This window comes from Micromonospora sp. NPDC049203 (assembly GCF_043197215.1).
Lineage (GTDB): Bacteria > Actinomycetota > Actinomycetes > Mycobacteriales > Micromonosporaceae > Micromonospora.
Genome location: NZ_JBICSV010000004.1, coordinates 193186 through 209274, shown reverse-complemented (window position 1 = coordinate 209274; position 16089 = coordinate 193186). Strand labels below are relative to the sequence as shown.

At 72.4% G+C, this 16089-nt stretch carries 13 protein-coding genes; 5 read left to right on the top strand and 8 right to left on the bottom strand.

Annotated features, from left to right (window positions below; translation table 11 throughout):
* Positions 1-317: 317 nt before the first annotated feature.
* A complete protein-coding gene (locus ACGFIA_RS13400; RefSeq protein WP_357389929.1) occupies positions 318-1409 on the top strand; it encodes a sn-glycerol-3-phosphate ABC transporter ATP-binding protein UgpC in 1092 nt (363 codons plus the stop codon).
* 54 nt (positions 1410-1463) lie between these two features.
* Here the strand turns inward: ACGFIA_RS13400 and rlmB are convergent, their stop codons facing one another.
* Both rlmB and cysS read right to left on the bottom strand, forming a co-directional pair.
* Positions 1464-2579, bottom strand: a complete 1116-nt coding sequence (rlmB, locus tag ACGFIA_RS13395; protein ID WP_357389931.1) for a 23S rRNA (guanosine(2251)-2'-O)-methyltransferase RlmB — start codon at positions 2577-2579, stop codon at positions 1464-1466.
* Entirely contained in the window at positions 2579-3994 is a 1416-nt protein-coding gene (gene cysS, locus ACGFIA_RS13390) for a cysteine--tRNA ligase (RefSeq protein WP_357468913.1), read from the bottom strand. The genes rlmB and cysS overlap by 1 nt, the downstream gene beginning before the upstream one ends.
* A gap of 63 nt (positions 3995-4057) precedes the next feature.
* On the opposite strand from cysS, the gene ACGFIA_RS13385 reads away from it, so the two are divergent.
* The 3 genes from ACGFIA_RS13385 (at position 4058) to ACGFIA_RS13375 (ending at position 6871) form a co-directional block, all read left to right on the top strand.
* Positions 4058-4705 (top strand): helix-turn-helix domain-containing protein, encoded by a 648-nt coding sequence (locus tag ACGFIA_RS13385; protein WP_357389935.1) that lies wholly within the window; start codon positions 4058-4060, stop codon positions 4703-4705.
* A 145-nt stretch (positions 4706-4850) separates the two neighbouring features.
* Positions 4851-5728 (top strand): IS5 family transposase gene (locus ACGFIA_RS13380; RefSeq protein WP_393260445.1). Its coding sequence is split into 2 segments (ribosomal slippage): positions 4851-5240 and positions 5243-5728, totalling 876 coding nucleotides; the frame shifts between segments, so codons are not numbered across the junction.
* Between the two features lie 129 nt (positions 5729-5857).
* On the top strand, positions 5858-6871 hold the full coding sequence (locus ACGFIA_RS13375; RefSeq protein WP_393260047.1) for a hypothetical protein: 1014 nt from the start codon (positions 5858-5860) through the stop codon (positions 6869-6871).
* 83 nt (positions 6872-6954) lie between these two features.
* Here ACGFIA_RS13375 and ACGFIA_RS13370 read toward each other — a convergent pair whose 3' ends face one another.
* The 3 genes from ACGFIA_RS13370 to ACGFIA_RS13360 form a co-directional block, all read right to left on the bottom strand.
* Entirely contained in the window at positions 6955-8643 is a 1689-nt protein-coding gene (locus ACGFIA_RS13370; protein WP_357385576.1) for a S8 family serine peptidase, read from the bottom strand.
* Between the two features lie 88 nt (positions 8644-8731).
* Positions 8732-9430 carry an HAD family hydrolase gene (locus ACGFIA_RS13365; RefSeq protein WP_393260044.1) on the bottom strand — a complete coding sequence of 233 codons (699 nt, stop codon included), beginning with the start codon at positions 9428-9430 and terminating at the stop codon, positions 8732-8734.
* Positions 9427-10392 (bottom strand): DMT family transporter, encoded by a 966-nt coding sequence (locus tag ACGFIA_RS13360; RefSeq protein ID WP_393260041.1) that lies wholly within the window; start codon positions 10390-10392, stop codon positions 9427-9429. The genes ACGFIA_RS13365 and ACGFIA_RS13360 overlap by 4 nt, the downstream gene beginning before the upstream one ends.
* A gap of 72 nt (positions 10393-10464) precedes the next feature.
* Between ACGFIA_RS13360 and ACGFIA_RS13355 the strand changes: the two genes are divergently transcribed.
* The gene (locus tag ACGFIA_RS13355) at positions 10465-11013 is read left to right on the top strand and encodes a CGNR zinc finger domain-containing protein (protein ID WP_357385570.1); all 549 of its coding nucleotides are present in this window, start codon (positions 10465-10467) and stop codon (positions 11011-11013) included.
* Here the strand turns inward: ACGFIA_RS13355 and ACGFIA_RS13350 are convergent.
* Genes ACGFIA_RS13350 through ACGFIA_RS13340 form a run of 3 tightly spaced genes read right to left on the bottom strand, consistent with a single transcriptional unit; the run spans position 10977 to position 16057 of the window.
* Positions 10977-11576 carry a GNAT family N-acetyltransferase gene (locus ACGFIA_RS13350; RefSeq protein WP_357385568.1) on the bottom strand — a complete coding sequence of 200 codons (600 nt, stop codon included), beginning with the start codon at positions 11574-11576 and terminating at the stop codon, positions 10977-10979. The genes ACGFIA_RS13355 and ACGFIA_RS13350 overlap by 37 nt on opposite strands.
* A 54-nt stretch (positions 11577-11630) precedes the next feature.
* Positions 11631-13040, bottom strand: coding sequence for a class II fumarate hydratase (locus tag ACGFIA_RS13345; RefSeq protein WP_393260037.1), 1410 nt, complete (start codon positions 13038-13040; stop codon positions 11631-11633).
* 44 nt (positions 13041-13084) lie between these two features.
* Positions 13085-16057 (bottom strand): BTAD domain-containing putative transcriptional regulator, encoded by a 2973-nt coding sequence (locus tag ACGFIA_RS13340; protein ID WP_357385564.1) that lies wholly within the window; start codon positions 16055-16057, stop codon positions 13085-13087.
* Positions 16058-16089 lie beyond the last annotated feature (32 nt).

Here is a 16089-nt window from a genome sequence, read left to right as displayed (position 1 = left end):
CGCAGGGGTCCCGAGCACGGAAAACGTCGGTATCCCGACCGGGATGACGATGGATCATCACCCGGCCGCGCTCCCAGCCGGGGAGATTGATGCCTCGCCGTGCCTCTGTGCCCGTTATGCGTATGCCGTCCGTCCCATCCGTCGCGCCACGTCTTGGCACGATCGCGAAAGCCGTTTACCGTGCAGTGACACGGACGACACTCCGGCCGGCCTCGGCTGCCTGAGCGACGACCCCGTTGGCCGGCGCCTTGGGCGCCGGTCGCTCCTTCACTCGGATCGTCCGGCACGTTCCTGCCGGTGAAAGGAAGCGCTCCATCATGGCTACGGTCACCTACTCGAAGGCGTCCCGGATCTATCCGGGCACCGAGCGCCCCGCCGTCAACCAGCTCGACCTCCAGATCGGTGACGGGGAGTTCCTCGTCCTGGTCGGCCCGTCCGGTTGCGGCAAGTCCACCAGCCTCCGGATGCTCGCCGGCCTGGAGGACGTCGACGACGGCGCGATCTACATCGACGACCGGGACGTCACCCACCTCCCGCCGAAGGCCCGCGACATCGCGATGGTCTTCCAGAACTACGCCCTCTACCCGCACATGACGGTGTACGAGAACATGGCGTTCGCCCTCAAGCTGCGCAAGACCTCGAAGGCGGAGATCGACCGGCGGGTCAAGGAGGCGGCCGGGCTGCTCCAGCTGGAGGAGTTCCTCAGCCGCAAGCCGAAGGCGCTCTCCGGCGGGCAGCGCCAGCGTGTCGCCATGGGCCGCGCGATCGTCCGCGAGCCGCAGGTCTTCCTCATGGACGAGCCGCTGTCGAACCTCGACGCCAAGCTGCGTGTGCAGACCCGTACCCAGATCGCCTCGCTCCAGGCGAAGCTGGGCGTCACCACCGTCTACGTCACCCACGACCAGGTCGAGGCCATGACCATGGGTCACCGGGTGGCGGTCATGCTGGACGGCGTACTCCAGCAGGTGGACACCCCGCGGGCGCTCTACGACACCCCGGCCAACGTCTTCGTCGCCGGCTTCATGGGCTCCCCGGCCATGAACATCAAGACGGTGAAGCTGACCGAACAGGGCGGCGCGTTCGCCGAGATGATCGTGCCGCTGACCCGCGAGCAGGTCCAGGCGGCCAACGCCGAGGGCGGCGACGGCAAGGTCACCGTCGGCTTCCGGCCGGAGGACTGCGACCTCGTCAGCCCGTCCGAGGGCGGCATGCCGGTCGTGGTCGAGTTGGTCGAGGACCTGGGCTCGGACGCGAACATCTACGGCCACGCCGCGCTGGAGGGCCACAACGAGCGGTTCGTGGTCCGTACCGACCGGCGCAGCATGCCGAACATGGGCGACACCGTGTTCGTCAAGCCGCGTACCGGCCGCAGCCACGTCTTCCACGCCGCCACCGGCCAGCGGATCTGACGTACGCGAAAAGGGCGGCCCGCCACGGCGGACCGCCCTTTTCGTTGCTCTCGGTCAGGCCTCGACGGACCGGCGGCGGGCGACCTCGGCGAGCGTGACCGCGGCGGCGACGCTGGCGTTTAGCGACTCCACCTCGGAGACCATCGGGATGCTGACGGTCAGGTCGCAGGTCTCCCCGACCAGGCGGGACAGCCCTCGGCCCTCCGAGCCGACCACCACGACGAGCGGGCCGACGGCGGCCTCCAGGTCGTACAGGTCGGTCTGCCCGTCGGCGTCCAGGCCGACCACGACGAAGCCGGCCTCCTTGCACGCCTTGAGCGACCGGGTCAGGTTGGTGACCTGGGCCACCGGCACGCGCGCGGCCGCGCCGGCGCTGGTCCGCCAGGCGGTCGCGGTGATCCCGGCGGCACGCCGTTCGGGTACGAAGACACCCTGCGCGCCGAACGCGGCGGCCGAGCGGATGACCGCGCCGAGGTTACGCGGGTCGGTGACGCCGTCCAGCGCGACGAGCAGCGGAGCGGCCTGCTCCAGCGCCGCCGCGACCAGGTCGTCGAACGGCTCGTAGGCGAACGGCGGCACCTGGAGGCCGACGCCCTGGTGCAGCACCCCGCCGGTCATCCGGTCCAGCTCGGCGCGGCTGACCTCCAGGATCGCGATGCCCCGGTCGGCGGCGGTGCGGACGATCTCCTTGACCCGGTCGTCCATGTCGATGCCCTGCGCGGTGTAGAGCGCGGTCGCGGGCACCTGGGTGCGCAGCGACTCCAGCACCGGGTTGCGCCCGACCAGCAGCTCGGGGCTGTCCTTCGCCGGGTTGGCCTTACGGCCCGGCGCGACCCGGGGGCCGCCCCGGCCGGCGGGCTTGCCCTTGCCGCCCTTGAGCGGCACACCGGCCCGGCTGCCCTTGCCCCAGGTGGTGTCCTTGGTGCCGGGCTGGCCGATCTTGGGCGCACGCCCCTCCTCGGCGGCGGTGCGGCGCTCCTTGTCCTGCTTCCAGGCGGTGCGCTGGGGCAGCTTCTCGGTGCCCGAGTACGCCTTGTGCCAGGGCCGCTCGTCGGCGGGCAGCGTGCGGCCCCGCCCGGCGAGGGAGTCCTTGTTCTTGCCACCGGTGCCCTTGGGGGCGCCCGCCTTCGGCGTCAGTCGCCGGCCACGGCGCTGCGAGTTGCCGGCCATCAGTCCTGCTCTCCAATAGTCCAACGCGGGCCCTGGGGGGTGTCCTCGACGACCACGCCGGCCTGCTTGAGCTGGTCGCGTACGGCGTCGGCGGCGGCCCAGTCCCTGCGGCCGCGGGCCTGCGCGCGCTGCTCCAGGGCCAGCGCGATCAGGGAGTCCACCACGCCGCGCAGGTCGTCCGCGCGGCCGCCGCCGGTCCAGGCCGGGTCCAGGGGGTCGACGCCGAGGATATCCAGCATCGCCCGGGTGGCGGCGAGCGCCGTGCGGACGGTCACATCGTCCCCGGCGGTGAGCGCGGTGTTGCCGTCACGAACCACCTCGTGCAGCGCCGCCAGCGCCGCCGACGTGTTGAGGTCGTCGTCCATCGCGGCCACGAAGGCGTCCGGCAGGCCGCCGGGCCGGCCCGTGCCGACCCGCTCGGCCGCCCGCTGCACGAAGCCCTCGATCCGCCGGTACGCCACGGCGGCCTCGCGCAACGCGTCCTCGGAGTAGTCGATGCGGGAGCGGTAGTGCGCGGCGACGTAGTAGTAGCGCAGCTCCACCGGACGGACCCCGAGCGAGGCCACGTAGTCGAGGTCGAGCGTGTTGCCGAGCGACTTGCCCATCTTGGTGCCGCCGATGCCGAGCAGGCCGTGGTGCACCCAGTAGCGGGCGAACGGCAGGTCGGCGGCCTGCGACTGGGCGATCTCGTTCTCGTGGTGCGGGAACGTCAGGTCGAGCCCGCCGCCGTGGATGTCGAACTCGGGGCCCAGGTAGCGCCAGCACATGGCCGAGCACTCGATGTGCCAGCCGGGGCGCCCGCGCCCCCACGGCGACGGCCAGTAGGCGTCGGCCGGCTCGCCCGGCTTGGCGCCCTTCCAGAGCGCGAAGTCACGCGGATCCCGCTTGCCCCGGTCGGGGGCGTCGCCGGCGGGCTGCATGTCCGCCGGGGACTGGCCGGACAGCGAGCCGTACGCGGGCCAGGAGGCCACGTCGAAGTAGACGTCGCCGGAGCCGTCGGTGGCCGGGTAGGCGTGGCCGGTCTCGATCAGCCGGACGATCAGCTCGTGCATCTCCGGGATGTGCCCGGTGGCGCGCGGCTCGTACGTCGGCGGGAGCACGTTGAGCGCCCGGTAGGAGGCGGTGAGGATCTGCTCGTTGGCGTACGCGATCGACCAGAACGGCCGGTCCTGCTCCATCGCCTTGGCCAGGACCTTGTCGTCGATGTCGGTCAGGTTGCGGATGAACGTGACCTCGAAGCCCTTGCTGAGCAGCCAGCGGCGCAGCACGTCGTAGTTGACGCCGGAGCGAAGGTGGCCGATGTGGGGCGGGGCCTGGAGCGTGAGACCACACAGGTAGACCCCCACCTTGCCGGCTTCCCGCGGGACGAAGTCCCGCACCGATCGGGTGGCGGTGTCATACAGGCGTAGCGTCACCTCACAAGGGTAGCCGTCCACACATTTCCGGGTTGGCCGGAGCCGGGTCGTACGCTGCGTGCTGTGGACACGGCGGCACGCACGGGAGAGACCGCACAGACCCTGGACCGGGGTCTGCGGCTGCTGCACCTGGTCGCGGACGCGCCGGGCGGGCTGACAGTCACCGAGGCGGCGCACCGGCTGGGCATCGGCCGGGCGGCCGTCTACCGGCTGGTCGGCGCGCTGACCGGCCACGGCATGCTCCGGCGCGACGGCGAGGGCCGGCTGCGCATCGGCGTGGGCGTGCTGCACCTGGCCCGCCGCGCCCAGCCCCTGCTGGCCGAGGGGGCGTTGCCCGCGCTGCGCCGCCTCGCCGAGGGCACCGGGGCGACCGCCCACCTGACGGTGGTCGAGGGCGGCGAGGGGGTCGCGCTGGCGGTGGTCGAGCCGAGCTGGACGTCCTTCCACGTGGCGTACCGGACCGGCACCCGGCACCCGCTGGAGCGGGGCGCGGCGGGCCGGGCGGTGCTGGCCGGGCGGGCCGGCGATCCGGGGCCGGTGAGCACCAGCGGCGAGCTGGAGTCCGGCGCGTACGGAGTGGCCGCCCCGGTGCTCGGCGTGCCGGGTCTGGAGGGCAGCGTGGGGGTGGTGTCGCTGACCCCGCTCGACGTGGCGGACGTCGGCGCCCAGGTCACGGCCGCCGCCGAAGCGGTAGCCGCAGCGCTCTCCTAGGGCCTGTGTCGAAGTCCGTGCGAGGGCTTGAGCTGTTGGGTGAGGATCTTGGCGTGTCGGTGTTCGAGATGTAGCGAGGTCTCCGGTATCTGGTTCAGCGACCAAGCAGAACCCGAACACCGGAGACCTCGTGGACACCCTAGCGGTGACGAGGCGGCACGACCTGACCGACGTACAGTGGGCGGCGCTGGAGCCGTTGCTGCCCGCGGGGCGTAGGCCAGGCCGGCCGTCGACATGGACGAAACGGCAGCTCATCGATGGGATCCGGTGGCGGACACGGGTTGGCGCCCCGTGGCGGGACGTCCCGGACTGCTACGGGTCCTGGGCTGCGGCGTACGCGTTGTTCCGGCGTTGGCAGCGGGATGGGACCTGGGCGAAGATCCTGATCGCCCTGCAGGCCCTGGCTGACGGAGCCGGACGCGTCGTCTGGGACGTGTCGGTGGACTCGACGGTCGCCCGAGCGCATCAGCATGCCGCTGGAGCGCGTAAAAAGGGGATCTGCAGGCCGAGCCGCCGGGCGGGGTCACGGTCGAACCGGACGATCATGCGCTCGGTCGCTCGCGGGGCGGCCTGACCACGAAAGTGCACCTCGCGTGTGAGCAGGGGCAGAAGCCGCTGTCGATCGTGTTGACCGCCGGGCAGCGCGGGGACAGCCCGCAGTTCATCCCGGTGCTCGACGGGATCCGGGTGCCCCGCCTCGGTAGCGGCCGGCCCCGGACCCGCCCGGACCGGGTCCTCGCTGACAAGGCGTACACGTCGAAGGCCAACCGCCGCTACCTGCGCCGACGTGGGATCGCCGCGACGATCCCGTCGAAGGCCGACCAGGACGCGAACCGGCGTAAGAAGGGGTCGAAGGGCGGCCGGCCACCGGCCTTCGACCCACAGCGGTACCAGCAGCGTCACGCCGTGGAGTGCGGCATCAACCGCCTCAAACGCCACCGCGCCGTGGCCACCCGCTTCGACAAACTCGCCGTGCGCTACGCGGCCACCGTGCACGTCGCCGCCATCAACGAATGGCTGTGACCGACTTCGACACAGGCCCTAGCACATCGGCAGGCCGCTCGGGGGTTGTCCACAGGGCGCGAAGGGCGGCACGGCTGCGGCCGTCCACAGGGGTATCGATCTCCACCCGTGCGCCGCCACGCTCGTCCCATGCCACCTCAACCTCATCGACCGCCGGAGCTGGCCTGGCAGGTCTTCCGGGGCTCGGAAGCGATCCGGCGCGGGCTGCTGTCCCGGCACCACCTGCGGGGCGCGTCCTGGATCCGGCTCCGGCAGGACGTGTACGCCGACGCGCGGCTCGACCGCGACCACGCGCTGGCCTGCCGCGCCGCGCTGCTGCGCATGCCGCCGGGCGCGGTGGTCGCCGGCCCTTCGGCGGCCTACCTGCACGGGGTCGAGCACGCCGCCGGCCTCACCGACGACGTGCACGTCCTGCTGCCGGCCACGGTCCGGGCCGACTCCCAGCCGGGTGTCCGGGTGCACCACGCCCCGATGTCGAGCACACGCAGCGGCCTCCTGGTCCCGGTCGGCGGCGCGGCACCCGCGCGAACGAGCCCATTCGTCGGCACGGGGTCGCCCGCCGCATCGAACCCCTTCGCAGAGTCGTCCCCCGGCGCGGTGATGATCCTGGACGGCCCGCCGCCGCGTACCGAGCCGGTCGCCTGTGCCTGGGAGACAGCGGTCTGGGCCGATCCGGTGAAGGCGGTCGGCATCATCGACGGGCTGTTGCGTACCGGTTCGGTCAGCCGCTCGGCACTGGCGGGCGAGGCGGCCCGGAACGCCTGTCGCCCCGGTGGGCGGCGGGCGGCGTGGGTGGTCGGCCTGACCGACGGGCTGGCCCAGTCACCGCCCGAGTCCCACCTGCGGGTACGCCTTGTCCTCGCCGGCCTGCCGCGCCCGGTGGCCCAGCATCCGGTGCGCGTGTCGACCGGCCTGATCCTGCACTCCGATCTGGCCTGGCCGGGGTTCCGGGTCGCCGTCGAGTACGACGGTCAGTGGCGCGCCGACGCGGACCGCACGCACCTCGACCGGAGGCGGCTCAACCAGCTTGTCGAAGCCGGCTGGCTGGTGTTGCACGTGACCGGCAGCCGCCTGCGCAAGGAGTTCCCCGCCCTGGTCCGGGAGATCCGCGCCGCACTGGTGGCCCGGGGATGGCGGCCGTGACGCCCGCCGTCCGGAAGGAAGCCGGAACGCCGAAGTGGCGGCGTCCGGGAACTCCGGACACCGCCACTTCGGGGAAACGGTCGTTACGGTCGGACGTTCGGCTTGACCGGGGTCTTCACCGCGGCGTAGGCGTCGACGATGCCGTAGCCGTAGAAGCCGTTGAAGTTCAGCGAGCCCGCGCAGTACGCGTCGAACTCGGCGTCCCGGCCCTCGTTGGTGTAGGACTGCAGACGCGGCTCCGGGCAGGCGTGCTCGGCCGCCGTCCGGTAGAGGTGCTGCTCGACCAGGTTCGGCGCCATGCCGTAGCCGTTGCGGCCCTCCTTCTTGCCGTGCTTGCTGACGATCAGCGCGGCCACACCCGAGACGTGCGGGGACGCCATCGAGGTGCCCTGCAGGTAGGTGTAGTAGCCACACTCACCCTTGGCGGTGCACTGCTTGAACACCGATTCCTCGAAGCCGGCGACGATGTTGCCGTTCTCGTCGACCGACCCCTCCTCCTGGAGCACCTTCTTCGGGTACGTGGAGAGGATCATGTTGGCGTCGGTGCGGTACGTGTCGGTGCCGAAGCCGTCCCGGAACCAGCCACCCGGCGCCGCCACCGAGATCTGCTCGGTGCCGTAGTTCGAGTAGTCAGACTTCTTGCCGGACGGGCCGACCGCCGACACGCCGATCACGTGCGGGCCCTCGACCGGCAGGTCCCAGCAGGTCGCGTTGTCGATCGGGCGCGGGTACGGGTCGGCGCCGTAGTCCGGGCTGCTCACGTCGGTACGCGGCGCGCCCAGGTCCTCGTGGTTGTTGCCGAGCGAGCCGACCAGCGTGACGCCCTTGCGGTGCGCGAAGTTCAGCGCCCGCTTCATCGCCTCGATGACGGTGCGCTGCTCGGCCTGCGCCTCCGGCGAGTCGGCCGGGTTGGCGGTGCAGTTGTAGAGCCACGGGTCGACGTAGAAGGACATGTTCACCACGTCCAGCCCGGAGCGGCCCGCGTGCACCAGGGCGTTCACCACCGGGTTGAGGAAGAAGTACCCGCTGTCCTGGCCGCCCTTCAGCTCCACAAGGGAGACGTTCGGGGCCACGCCGGACAGGCCGAAGCCGTTGGCTGCGGCGCCGATGGTGCCGGCCACGTGCGTGCCGTGCCCGCCGTCGTCGGTGCCGACCGGGTCGAGGCAGCTCGCCACCTCGCACGGCCCGTCGACCTCGGGGATGTCCGGGGCGAAGTTGCGCGACAGCGCCCAGTTGAAGTTCGGTGCCAGGTCGGGCTGGCTGGCGTCGACGCCGGTGTCCAGGATGCCGACGGTGACCCGGCGGTCGCCCGGCTCGATCTTGCGGGCCTTGTCGGCCCGGATCATGTCCAGACCCCAGAGCTTGTCGTCGAGCGGGTCCATCTTCTTGTTCTTGCCCTTGGCGACCTTGCCCTTCGTCGCCGCGGCGGCCAGCAGGTGCTCCTGCTCGACCCGGTCCAGCTTCGGCTTGCGGCCGATCGCCTTCTCCTCGGCGGCGCCGACCAGCGCGCCGGCCGCGTTGGCCCGGCTGGCGAAGTCCGCCCGGTCGCTGGTGACCTGGAAGAGGCCGACGTCGTCGGTGCGGGCGACGACCTTGCCACCGGCGGCGGCGATCGCGGCGATCGCGGCGTCGGTGGAGACGCCGCTCTCGGCCAGCACGGTGAAGGTCCGGGTGTCCGACGGCGCGGCGCTCGCCGGAATGCTCAGGCCGGTCACCGTGAGTGCCAGCGAGGCCGCAGCCGCGACCGCGCCGACGGTGAAGCGCTTGCTCACCACATCAGATCCTCTCGTTGAGGGACGTGGTGTCATCCCACATCACGGGAGCGCGTTCCGCCAGATCGACGTCCGTTATCGGCGGCAACTAGGCATTCGCGTTCGTCAAGGCGATAAGCACCTCGGACAGGTCGGCGAGCGTGGCCACCTCGGCGTCGGGTTCGAGGCCCCGTGGACGGGGCAGTCCGGCCCGGTTGAGCCAGATCGCACGCAGCCCGGCCCGCTGCGCGGCCACCACGTCGTGCTCCGGCGAGTCACCGACGTGGACGATCCGGGACGCCGGCAGCCCGGACGCCGCCACCACCGCGCCGAAGAACTCAGCGGCGGGCTTCTTGGGCAGACCGCCCTCGTGCGCGTACAGCTCGAACGCGAACTGCCCGTCGAGGCCGCAGCGTTCGGCACGACTGTTGCCGTTCGTGGCGAAGCCCAGCACGTGGTGCGGGCGCAACGCCGCCAGCGCGGGCAGCACGTCCGGGAAGGGGTGGCTCAGCGCGTACCGGCGGGCGAAGAACAACGCCGCGAACTCGTCCAGGTCCGCCTCCAGCCCGGCCCGGGCCAGCGAACGGACCAGCGCGGCCCGCCGGATCTCCTGCACCGGGGCGGCGCTGAGCGCGCCGAAGACCGCACCCCAGTCCTCCTCCAGGTCCGCGAGCGCCACGGCGGCCGCCGCCGGGGTCCGCCGCCGCATCTCCTCGAGTACGGCGACGAGGGCGCCGGTGACCGCCGGGCGCAGGTCGACGAGGGTCTCGTCGGCGTCGAAGACGACGGCGCCGCGTGGCCCGCTCACCGGTCACCGGCCGGCACCGGTTCGGCCGCCGCCGGCGTCGGCACCGGTTGTGGCGCGCCCCGCAGTTCGTCTGCCCGGACCAGGGCGACGCCGCCGAGGATGAGCACGCCGCCGGCCAGCTGGATCAGGCCGGGCAGTTCGTCGAGCACCAGCCAGGCGATCAGCACCGCGAACATCACCTCGGTCAGCCCCACGAAGGAGGACAGCCGCGCTCCGAGCAGCCGGGTGCTGGCGACACCGGCGAGGTACGCGACCACCGCGGCGATGAGCGACAGCCCGGCGACCGGCACCAGCCAGCTCACCCGGTGCCCGCCGAAGGTGACGTCGGCGGTGCCGGCGGTGAGCGGCAGCGCGCCGATGCCGCCGAGCAGGAGCAACGCCAGCGCGCCGACCGCCATGCCACCGCTGGCCATCACCACCGAGGGCAGACGCGCGTCGGTCCGGCCGGCGATGACGAAGTATCCGGCAAGCCCGACGCCCGCACCGAGCCCCCAGAGCACGCCCACCGGGTCGAGTCGCCCGGCACCGGTGAGGTCGAGGACGAGCACCAGTCCACACAGGGCGGTGACGGAGCCGGCCACTGTCAGCAGCCGGGGTCGCTGCCCGTGGGCCAGCCACATCCATCCGACCACGAGCACGATGCCGAGGTATTCCAGCAGGAGCGCCACACCGACCGGGAGGTAGCGGACCGCGTTGAAGAAGCACGCCTGCGCCGTGGCCACGCCGAGCAACCCGAACAGCACCACGCTGAACGCGTTGCGGCGCAGCACCGCCCACCTGCCGCGCAGCGCCAGCACGGCGGGGACGGCGAGCACCAGCGCGGCGATGCCGACCCGGGCGATCACCACAGCTACCGCCGACCACTCCCCGGTGATCAGTGGGCGGGCGAAAGTGCCCGACGTGGCGAACGTGATCGCGGAGAGCAGTGCCAGGCCGAGCCCGACGCTGGACCGTTCACGCATCGGCAACTCCTGGTCATGAGTGAATGGAGGTTATGCTGATGACGCTAGGCGTAGCCTCCGACAGGAGTCAAGTTGCTTTTCGCTCATGACACCGAATGTGCGCTGGTCAGCGCCGCGGCACTGGTGAACACCGCCGACGGCGACCGGGAAGGGCTGCCCGACGTGGCCGCCCTGGACGCCTTCTTCACCACCCACGGGTGGAGCGGCCGGCACGAGCACACCGACGCCGAACTGCGCCAGGTCCGCGCGCTGCGGCCCCGGCTGCGCCGCATCTGGTACGCCGACACCGACGAGGTGGTGGCGATCGTCAACGGACTGCTGCGCGAGTCGCAGGCGCTGCCGCAACTCGTCCGGCACGACGACGAGCCGTACCACCTGCACGCGGTGCCACGGGACGCGCCGCTGGCGACCCGGATGGCGGTCGAGGCCGCGATGGCGATGGCCGACCTGGTCCGGGCGGGCGAACTGAGCCGGCTGCGGCACTGCGACCACCCCGACTGTGACAACGTGCTCGTCGACCTGTCCCGGAACCGGTCCCGCCGGTTCTGCGACGCCGGCTGCGGCAACCGGGCCGCGGTCAGCGCCTACCGGGCCCGCAAGGCCGCCGCGTCCCACTCCTGACGCGTCGCGGGCCAGTCGTCGCGGCGCAGCTCGTACTCCACCTCGCCGTGCTCCGTACCCGGAATCGGGTCGTCGAAGGTCAGGTGGAAGGTACGGACGTAGCGCAGCCCGGCGCGGGCCATCACCGCGCGGGAGCGGTCGTTGATCGTCATCGTCTCGGCCCACACCCGGCGGACGCCCACCGTGTCGAACGCGTGCCGCACCAGCGCCCGCGCGCCCTCGGTCGCAAGCCCGTGTCCCCACGCCGCGCGGCGCAGCCGGTAGCCCAGCTCCGCCTCGGTGCCGTCCTCGGACGGGTCGAGCGCGAACCAGCCGAGGAACTCGCCGCTGAACCGGTCCAGCGCCGCCCAGCGGCCGAGCCCGGGATGCCTGTCGTACCCGGCGAGCACCCGGGGCAGCACCTCGTCCCGGAACGTCCCGGCCGGCGTCGGCGCGCCACCGGTCAGGAAGCGCATGACCTCCGGGTCGGCGTCCAGCGCCACCAGCCGGTCCACGTCGTCCATCGTGAACCGGCGCAGCGTCAGCCGCGCGGTCTCCAGCAACACGTCGCCGTCGTCACGCACGGTCGGATCATGCCGCGCTCACTGTGGCCGGTCGAGGCAATTACCGGCACCGGCTCAGGGGTGGGTCATCCGCAGCAGATCCAGTGCCTCGTCCAACTGGGTCTCGGTGAGCGTGCCCGAGTCGACGTGCCCCCGGGAGATCACCACCTCGCGGATGGACACCTGCTTGGCCAGCGCCTCCTTGGCGATCGAGGCGGCCTCGTCGTAGCCGAGATGGCGGTTGAGCGGGGTGACGATCGACGGCGAGCCCTCCGCGTACGCCAGGCAGACCTCGGCGTCCGCGACCAGGCCGGCCACCAGCCGCTCCGCGAACAGCCGGCTGGACGCGGCGATCAGCTTGATCGACTCAAGCAGGTTGCGGCCCATCACCGGGAGCATCACGTTCAGCTCGAAGTCGCCCTGCGACCCGGCGAACGCCACCGCCGCGTCGTTGCCGACCACCTGGGCGCAGACCTGCCGCATCGCCTCGGCGACCACCGGGTTCACCTTGCCCGGCATGATCGACGATCCCGGCTGGAGGTCCGGGATGCGCAGCTCGCGCAGCCCGGCGCGCGGGCCGGAGCCCATCCAGCGCACGTCGTTGGCGATCTTGTAGAGGCCGACCGCGATGGTACGGAGCTGGCCGGACGTCTCCACCAGCGCGTCCCGGGCGCCCTGCGCCTCGAAGTGGTTGCGCGCCTCGGTCAGCGGCAGCCCTGTCGACTCCCGCAGCTTGCCGATCACCCGGTCGGCGAAGCCCAGCGGCGTGTTGATGCCGGTGCCGACGGCGGTGCCGCCCAGCGGCAGCTCGGCCAGCCGGGGCAGCGCCGACTCCAGCCGCTCCACGCCGTAACGCACCTGCGCGGCGTAACCGCCGAACTCCTGCCCGAGCGTGACCGGCGTGGCGTCCATCAGGTGGGTACGCCCGGCCTTGACCACCGTCTCGAACTCGGCCGCCTTCTCCTCCAGCGCGCCCGCGAGCTGCTTCAGCGAGGGGATCAGATCCTCCACCACGAACTGGGTGGCGGCCAGGTGGATCGAGGTGGGGAACACGTCGTTGCTGGACTGCGACGCGTTGACGTGGTCGTTCGGGTGCACGTCCCGGCCCAGCTCGCGGCTCGCCAGCGTGGCGATCACCTCGTTCGTGTTCATGTTGGACGAGGTGCCGGACCCGGTCTGGAAGACGTCCACCGGGAACTGGTCGTCGTAGCCGCCCTCGGCCACGTGCGCGGCGGCGGTGGCGATCGCCTGCGCCACGTCCGCGTCGATCACGCCCAGCTCACCGTTGACCAGGGCCGCCGCCCCCTTGATCTGCGCCAGGGCCTTGATCTGGGCCGGTTCCAGCCCGCGCCCGGAGATCGGGAAGTTCTGCACCGCGCGCTGGGTCTGCGCCCGCCACAGCGCGTCGGCGGGCACCTCCACCTCGCCCATCGAGTCGCGTTCGATCCGGTAGCCGGTCGCCTCTGGAGTCGTCACGCGTACCATCCTGCCGCGCCACTGGCCGGTGTGCAGGGAAAGTGGCGCGGCCCTCAGCCGAGCTCGGCCAGCAGCCTCTCCGCCTCCCGCTGGTCCGGCGACTCGACCTGGCGGAACAGCGCCAGCGCCCGCCCGGCGTACCGGCGAGCCCGCTCGGCGTCGGTGTGCCTCAGGCAGCGGGCCATGCCGTCGAGCGCACGAGCCTGCTCGTAGCGAGCGCCGAGCCGAGCGGCATCAGAGAGCACCCGTCGGTGCAGGTCCAGCGCGCTGGCGACGTCGCCCTGATCGAGGATCGCCCGGGCCAGCAGGTTCCGGGTGGCACACTGCCCGACCAGATCCCCGGCGTCGGTCATGGCCACGAGCGCTTCCCAGTGCAGCTCGGCGGCCAGTTCCGGCCGGCCTTCCTCGCGCTCCATCGTGCCCAGCTCGTTGAGCAGCTCACCCTCGCCGTAGCGGTTGCCCACCTGGCGCTTGAGCCTTGCACCGGCACCCAGGAGCCGAAGCGCGGGGCCGCGCTCGCCCCTTCGGTGCCGCGCCATCCCGAGGTGGCCGATGGCGTTACCGACCTGCCGCAGATCGCCGGCCTGCCGGGCCACGGCCATCTGATCGCGGCACATCCGCACCGCCTCGTCGTAGCGGCCGATCTCGATAAGCGTGAACGCCAGGTTGTTCAACCAGCTCAAGAACGAGGTCGGGTCCGGCATCCGGCGAGCGGGCACCAGCAGCGACTCGAACACCTTGATGGCCCGCTGGGGCTGTCCGTCGACCCCGTACGCGGTGCCGAGGTTGCCGAGCGCCTTGACCAGGTCGTCCCGGCGGCCGAGCCGCCGGTAGATGCCGACCGCCGCCTCCATCCGCCGGATGGCCTCTGCGAACCTCGCCCGGCGGTAGTCCGCCGAAGCCAGATAGTTGAGCATCGTGGCCACTGCTTCGTCGTCGCCCAGGCGCTCCGCGGCACGCAGACCGATCTGGTGCGTCTCCACCAGATCGTCGAGGTGACCGCCGTAGAAGTTTATCGACCAGCCCACCCGGGCGAGCTGCCAGCTCTGCTGGAGGAAACCCTCCTGCTCGGCCAGCCGGACCAGGGCCGTCATCGCCGGCCGATTCTCCTCCAGCCACGGACGGCCGAGGGCGACGGTGCCGTCCACCAGGTCGGATCGCACCGGCTCGGGCAGTGACGGGCACCCGACCGAATCGATCGCCTTCCCCAACGCCGCGGCGACGTGCAGGTGAAAGTCGAGGAGCCGTGCCGTCACCGCCCTTCGCTCCTCGACGGTCTCGCGTTGCGCGACGAGCATGCGCGCGTACTCCCGGATCAGATCGTGCAGCCGGTAGCGGCCCGGCTCCGCCTCGTCGACGAGGTGCGCGTCGACGAGTTCGTCGAGGGCATCCTGAGCATCCGGCACCGACAGCTCCGTGAGCACCGCCGCCACCCGGTTGTCGGCGGTGACGCCGGGGTGCAGCCCGAGCAGCCGGAAGACCCGCTGCGCGACCGCTGACACCTGCTCGTACGACAGCGCGAAGGCGCGGGCGACCGAGCGCTCCCCCGCGGCCAGCTCGGCCAGCGGATCGGACGCGCCGGCCAGCCGCTGCGCCAGGTCCGCCACCCGCCAGCGCGGCCGGTGCGCGAGCCGGGCCCCGGCCAGCCGCAGGGCGAGCGGAAGGTGACCGCAGCGCCGGGCCACCTCCGCCGCCGCCTCGGGCTCGGCGGCGATCCGCTCCGTGCCGGCCACCCGGGCCAGCAGCTCGACCGCTTCATCGCTGTCGAGTACCGGCAGCGACGACGGCCGGCCCGAGTCCAGGCCGACCAGTCGGCGGCGGCTGGTGATCAGCACCAGGCAGTCCGGGCCGTTCGGCAGCAACGGCGCCACCTGGTCCGCGTCGGCGGCGTTGTCGAGCACCACCACCGCCCGCCGGCCGGCCAGTTCGGACCGCCACACCGCCAGCCGGTCCGCCAGGTCGGCGGGAACCCGCTCGGGCGGCACGCCGAGTTGCCGGAGCAGGGTGGCCACCGCCGCGGTCGTGGCGAGCGGGCTCTGTTCGCTGTGTCCGTGCAGGTCGACGAAGAGCTGCGCGTCGGGGAACCGGTCGGCGACAGCGGTCGCCACCTGTACCGCGAGTGTGGTCTTGCCGCTACCGGCCATGCCGTCGATGAGCTGGACCCGGATTCCGTCCTCGACGATCTCCCGCACCAACCTGGACACTGTCTGCTGCCGCCCGGTGAAGTCGCTGATCGTGCGGGGCAGCGCCCGCACCGGGGCGGTGGGCCGGTTCTCCGGCCCGCCCAGCGCCACGTCACCGGCGAGGATCCGCTGGTGCAGCTCCTGCAACGCCGCGCCGGGTTCGATGCCCAGCTCCTCGGCGTAGATCCGCCGCCCCTCCCGGTAGACGGCGAGCGCGTCCGCGTGGCGGCCGACCGCCGAGAGAGCCAGCATCGACTGCCCGCGCAGGCGCTCCCGCAGCGGGTTGCGCTCGACCGCCTCGGTCAGCTCGTCGATCAGATCGGCGGCCATGCGCAGCCGCAGCTCGATGTCGACGCAGTCCTCCAGCACGCCAAGCCGCTGCTCGTCCAGCGCCCGGGCCCGCTGCCGCACACTGCGGGCGGGGACGCCGGCCAGCGCCGGGCCACGCCACAGCGCCAGCGCGGCCCGGTAGTGCTGGCGGGCCTCGGTCAGCCGGCCGGCGGCGGCATTCCGGCGGGCCGTCTCCACAGTGCTCGCGAACACCTCGGCGTCGAGGTCCCCCGCCTCGACCCGGATGGTGTAGCCGGCCGGATCGGTGACGATGGTCCCGGCCGGCAGTCCGAGCCGCACGAACCGCTGCCGCAGGCGCGACACGCAGCTCTGGAGCTGGGTACGCGCGGTGGCCGGTGGGCGCTCGTCCCAGACGGCGTCGACCAGGTCCTCGACCGGTACCACTCGTCCCGGGCGCAACAACAAGACGGCGAGCACGGTCCGATCCCGTCCCGCGGTGACTGTGGCCTCACCGCCACCGACCCGCAGGGGCCCCAGGATTCCGAACCGCATCCGCGCTCCCACCCGTCACGAGCAACATTCAG

What these genes read in the sequence shown, in the direction of transcription:
- ACGFIA_RS13375 (WP_393260047.1), top strand. Translation starts at nt 5,858, where the DNA reads ATGCCACCTCAACCTCATCGACCGCCGGAGCTGGCCTGGCAGGTCTTC.
- rlmB (WP_357389931.1), bottom strand. Translation starts at nt 2,579, where the DNA reads ATGGCCGGCAACTCGCAGCGCCGTGGCCGGCGACTGACGCCGAAGGCG.
- ACGFIA_RS13345 (WP_393260037.1), bottom strand. Translation starts at nt 13,040, where the DNA reads ATGGTACGCGTGACGACTCCAGAGGCGACCGGCTACCGGATCGAACGC.
- ACGFIA_RS13400 (WP_357389929.1), top strand. Translation starts at nt 318, where the DNA reads ATGGCTACGGTCACCTACTCGAAGGCGTCCCGGATCTATCCGGGCACC.
- ACGFIA_RS13360 (WP_393260041.1), bottom strand. Translation starts at nt 10,392, where the DNA reads ATGCGTGAACGGTCCAGCGTCGGGCTCGGCCTGGCACTGCTCTCCGCG.
- ACGFIA_RS13340 (WP_357385564.1), bottom strand. Translation starts at nt 16,057, where the DNA reads ATGCGGTTCGGAATCCTGGGGCCCCTGCGGGTCGGTGGCGGTGAGGCC.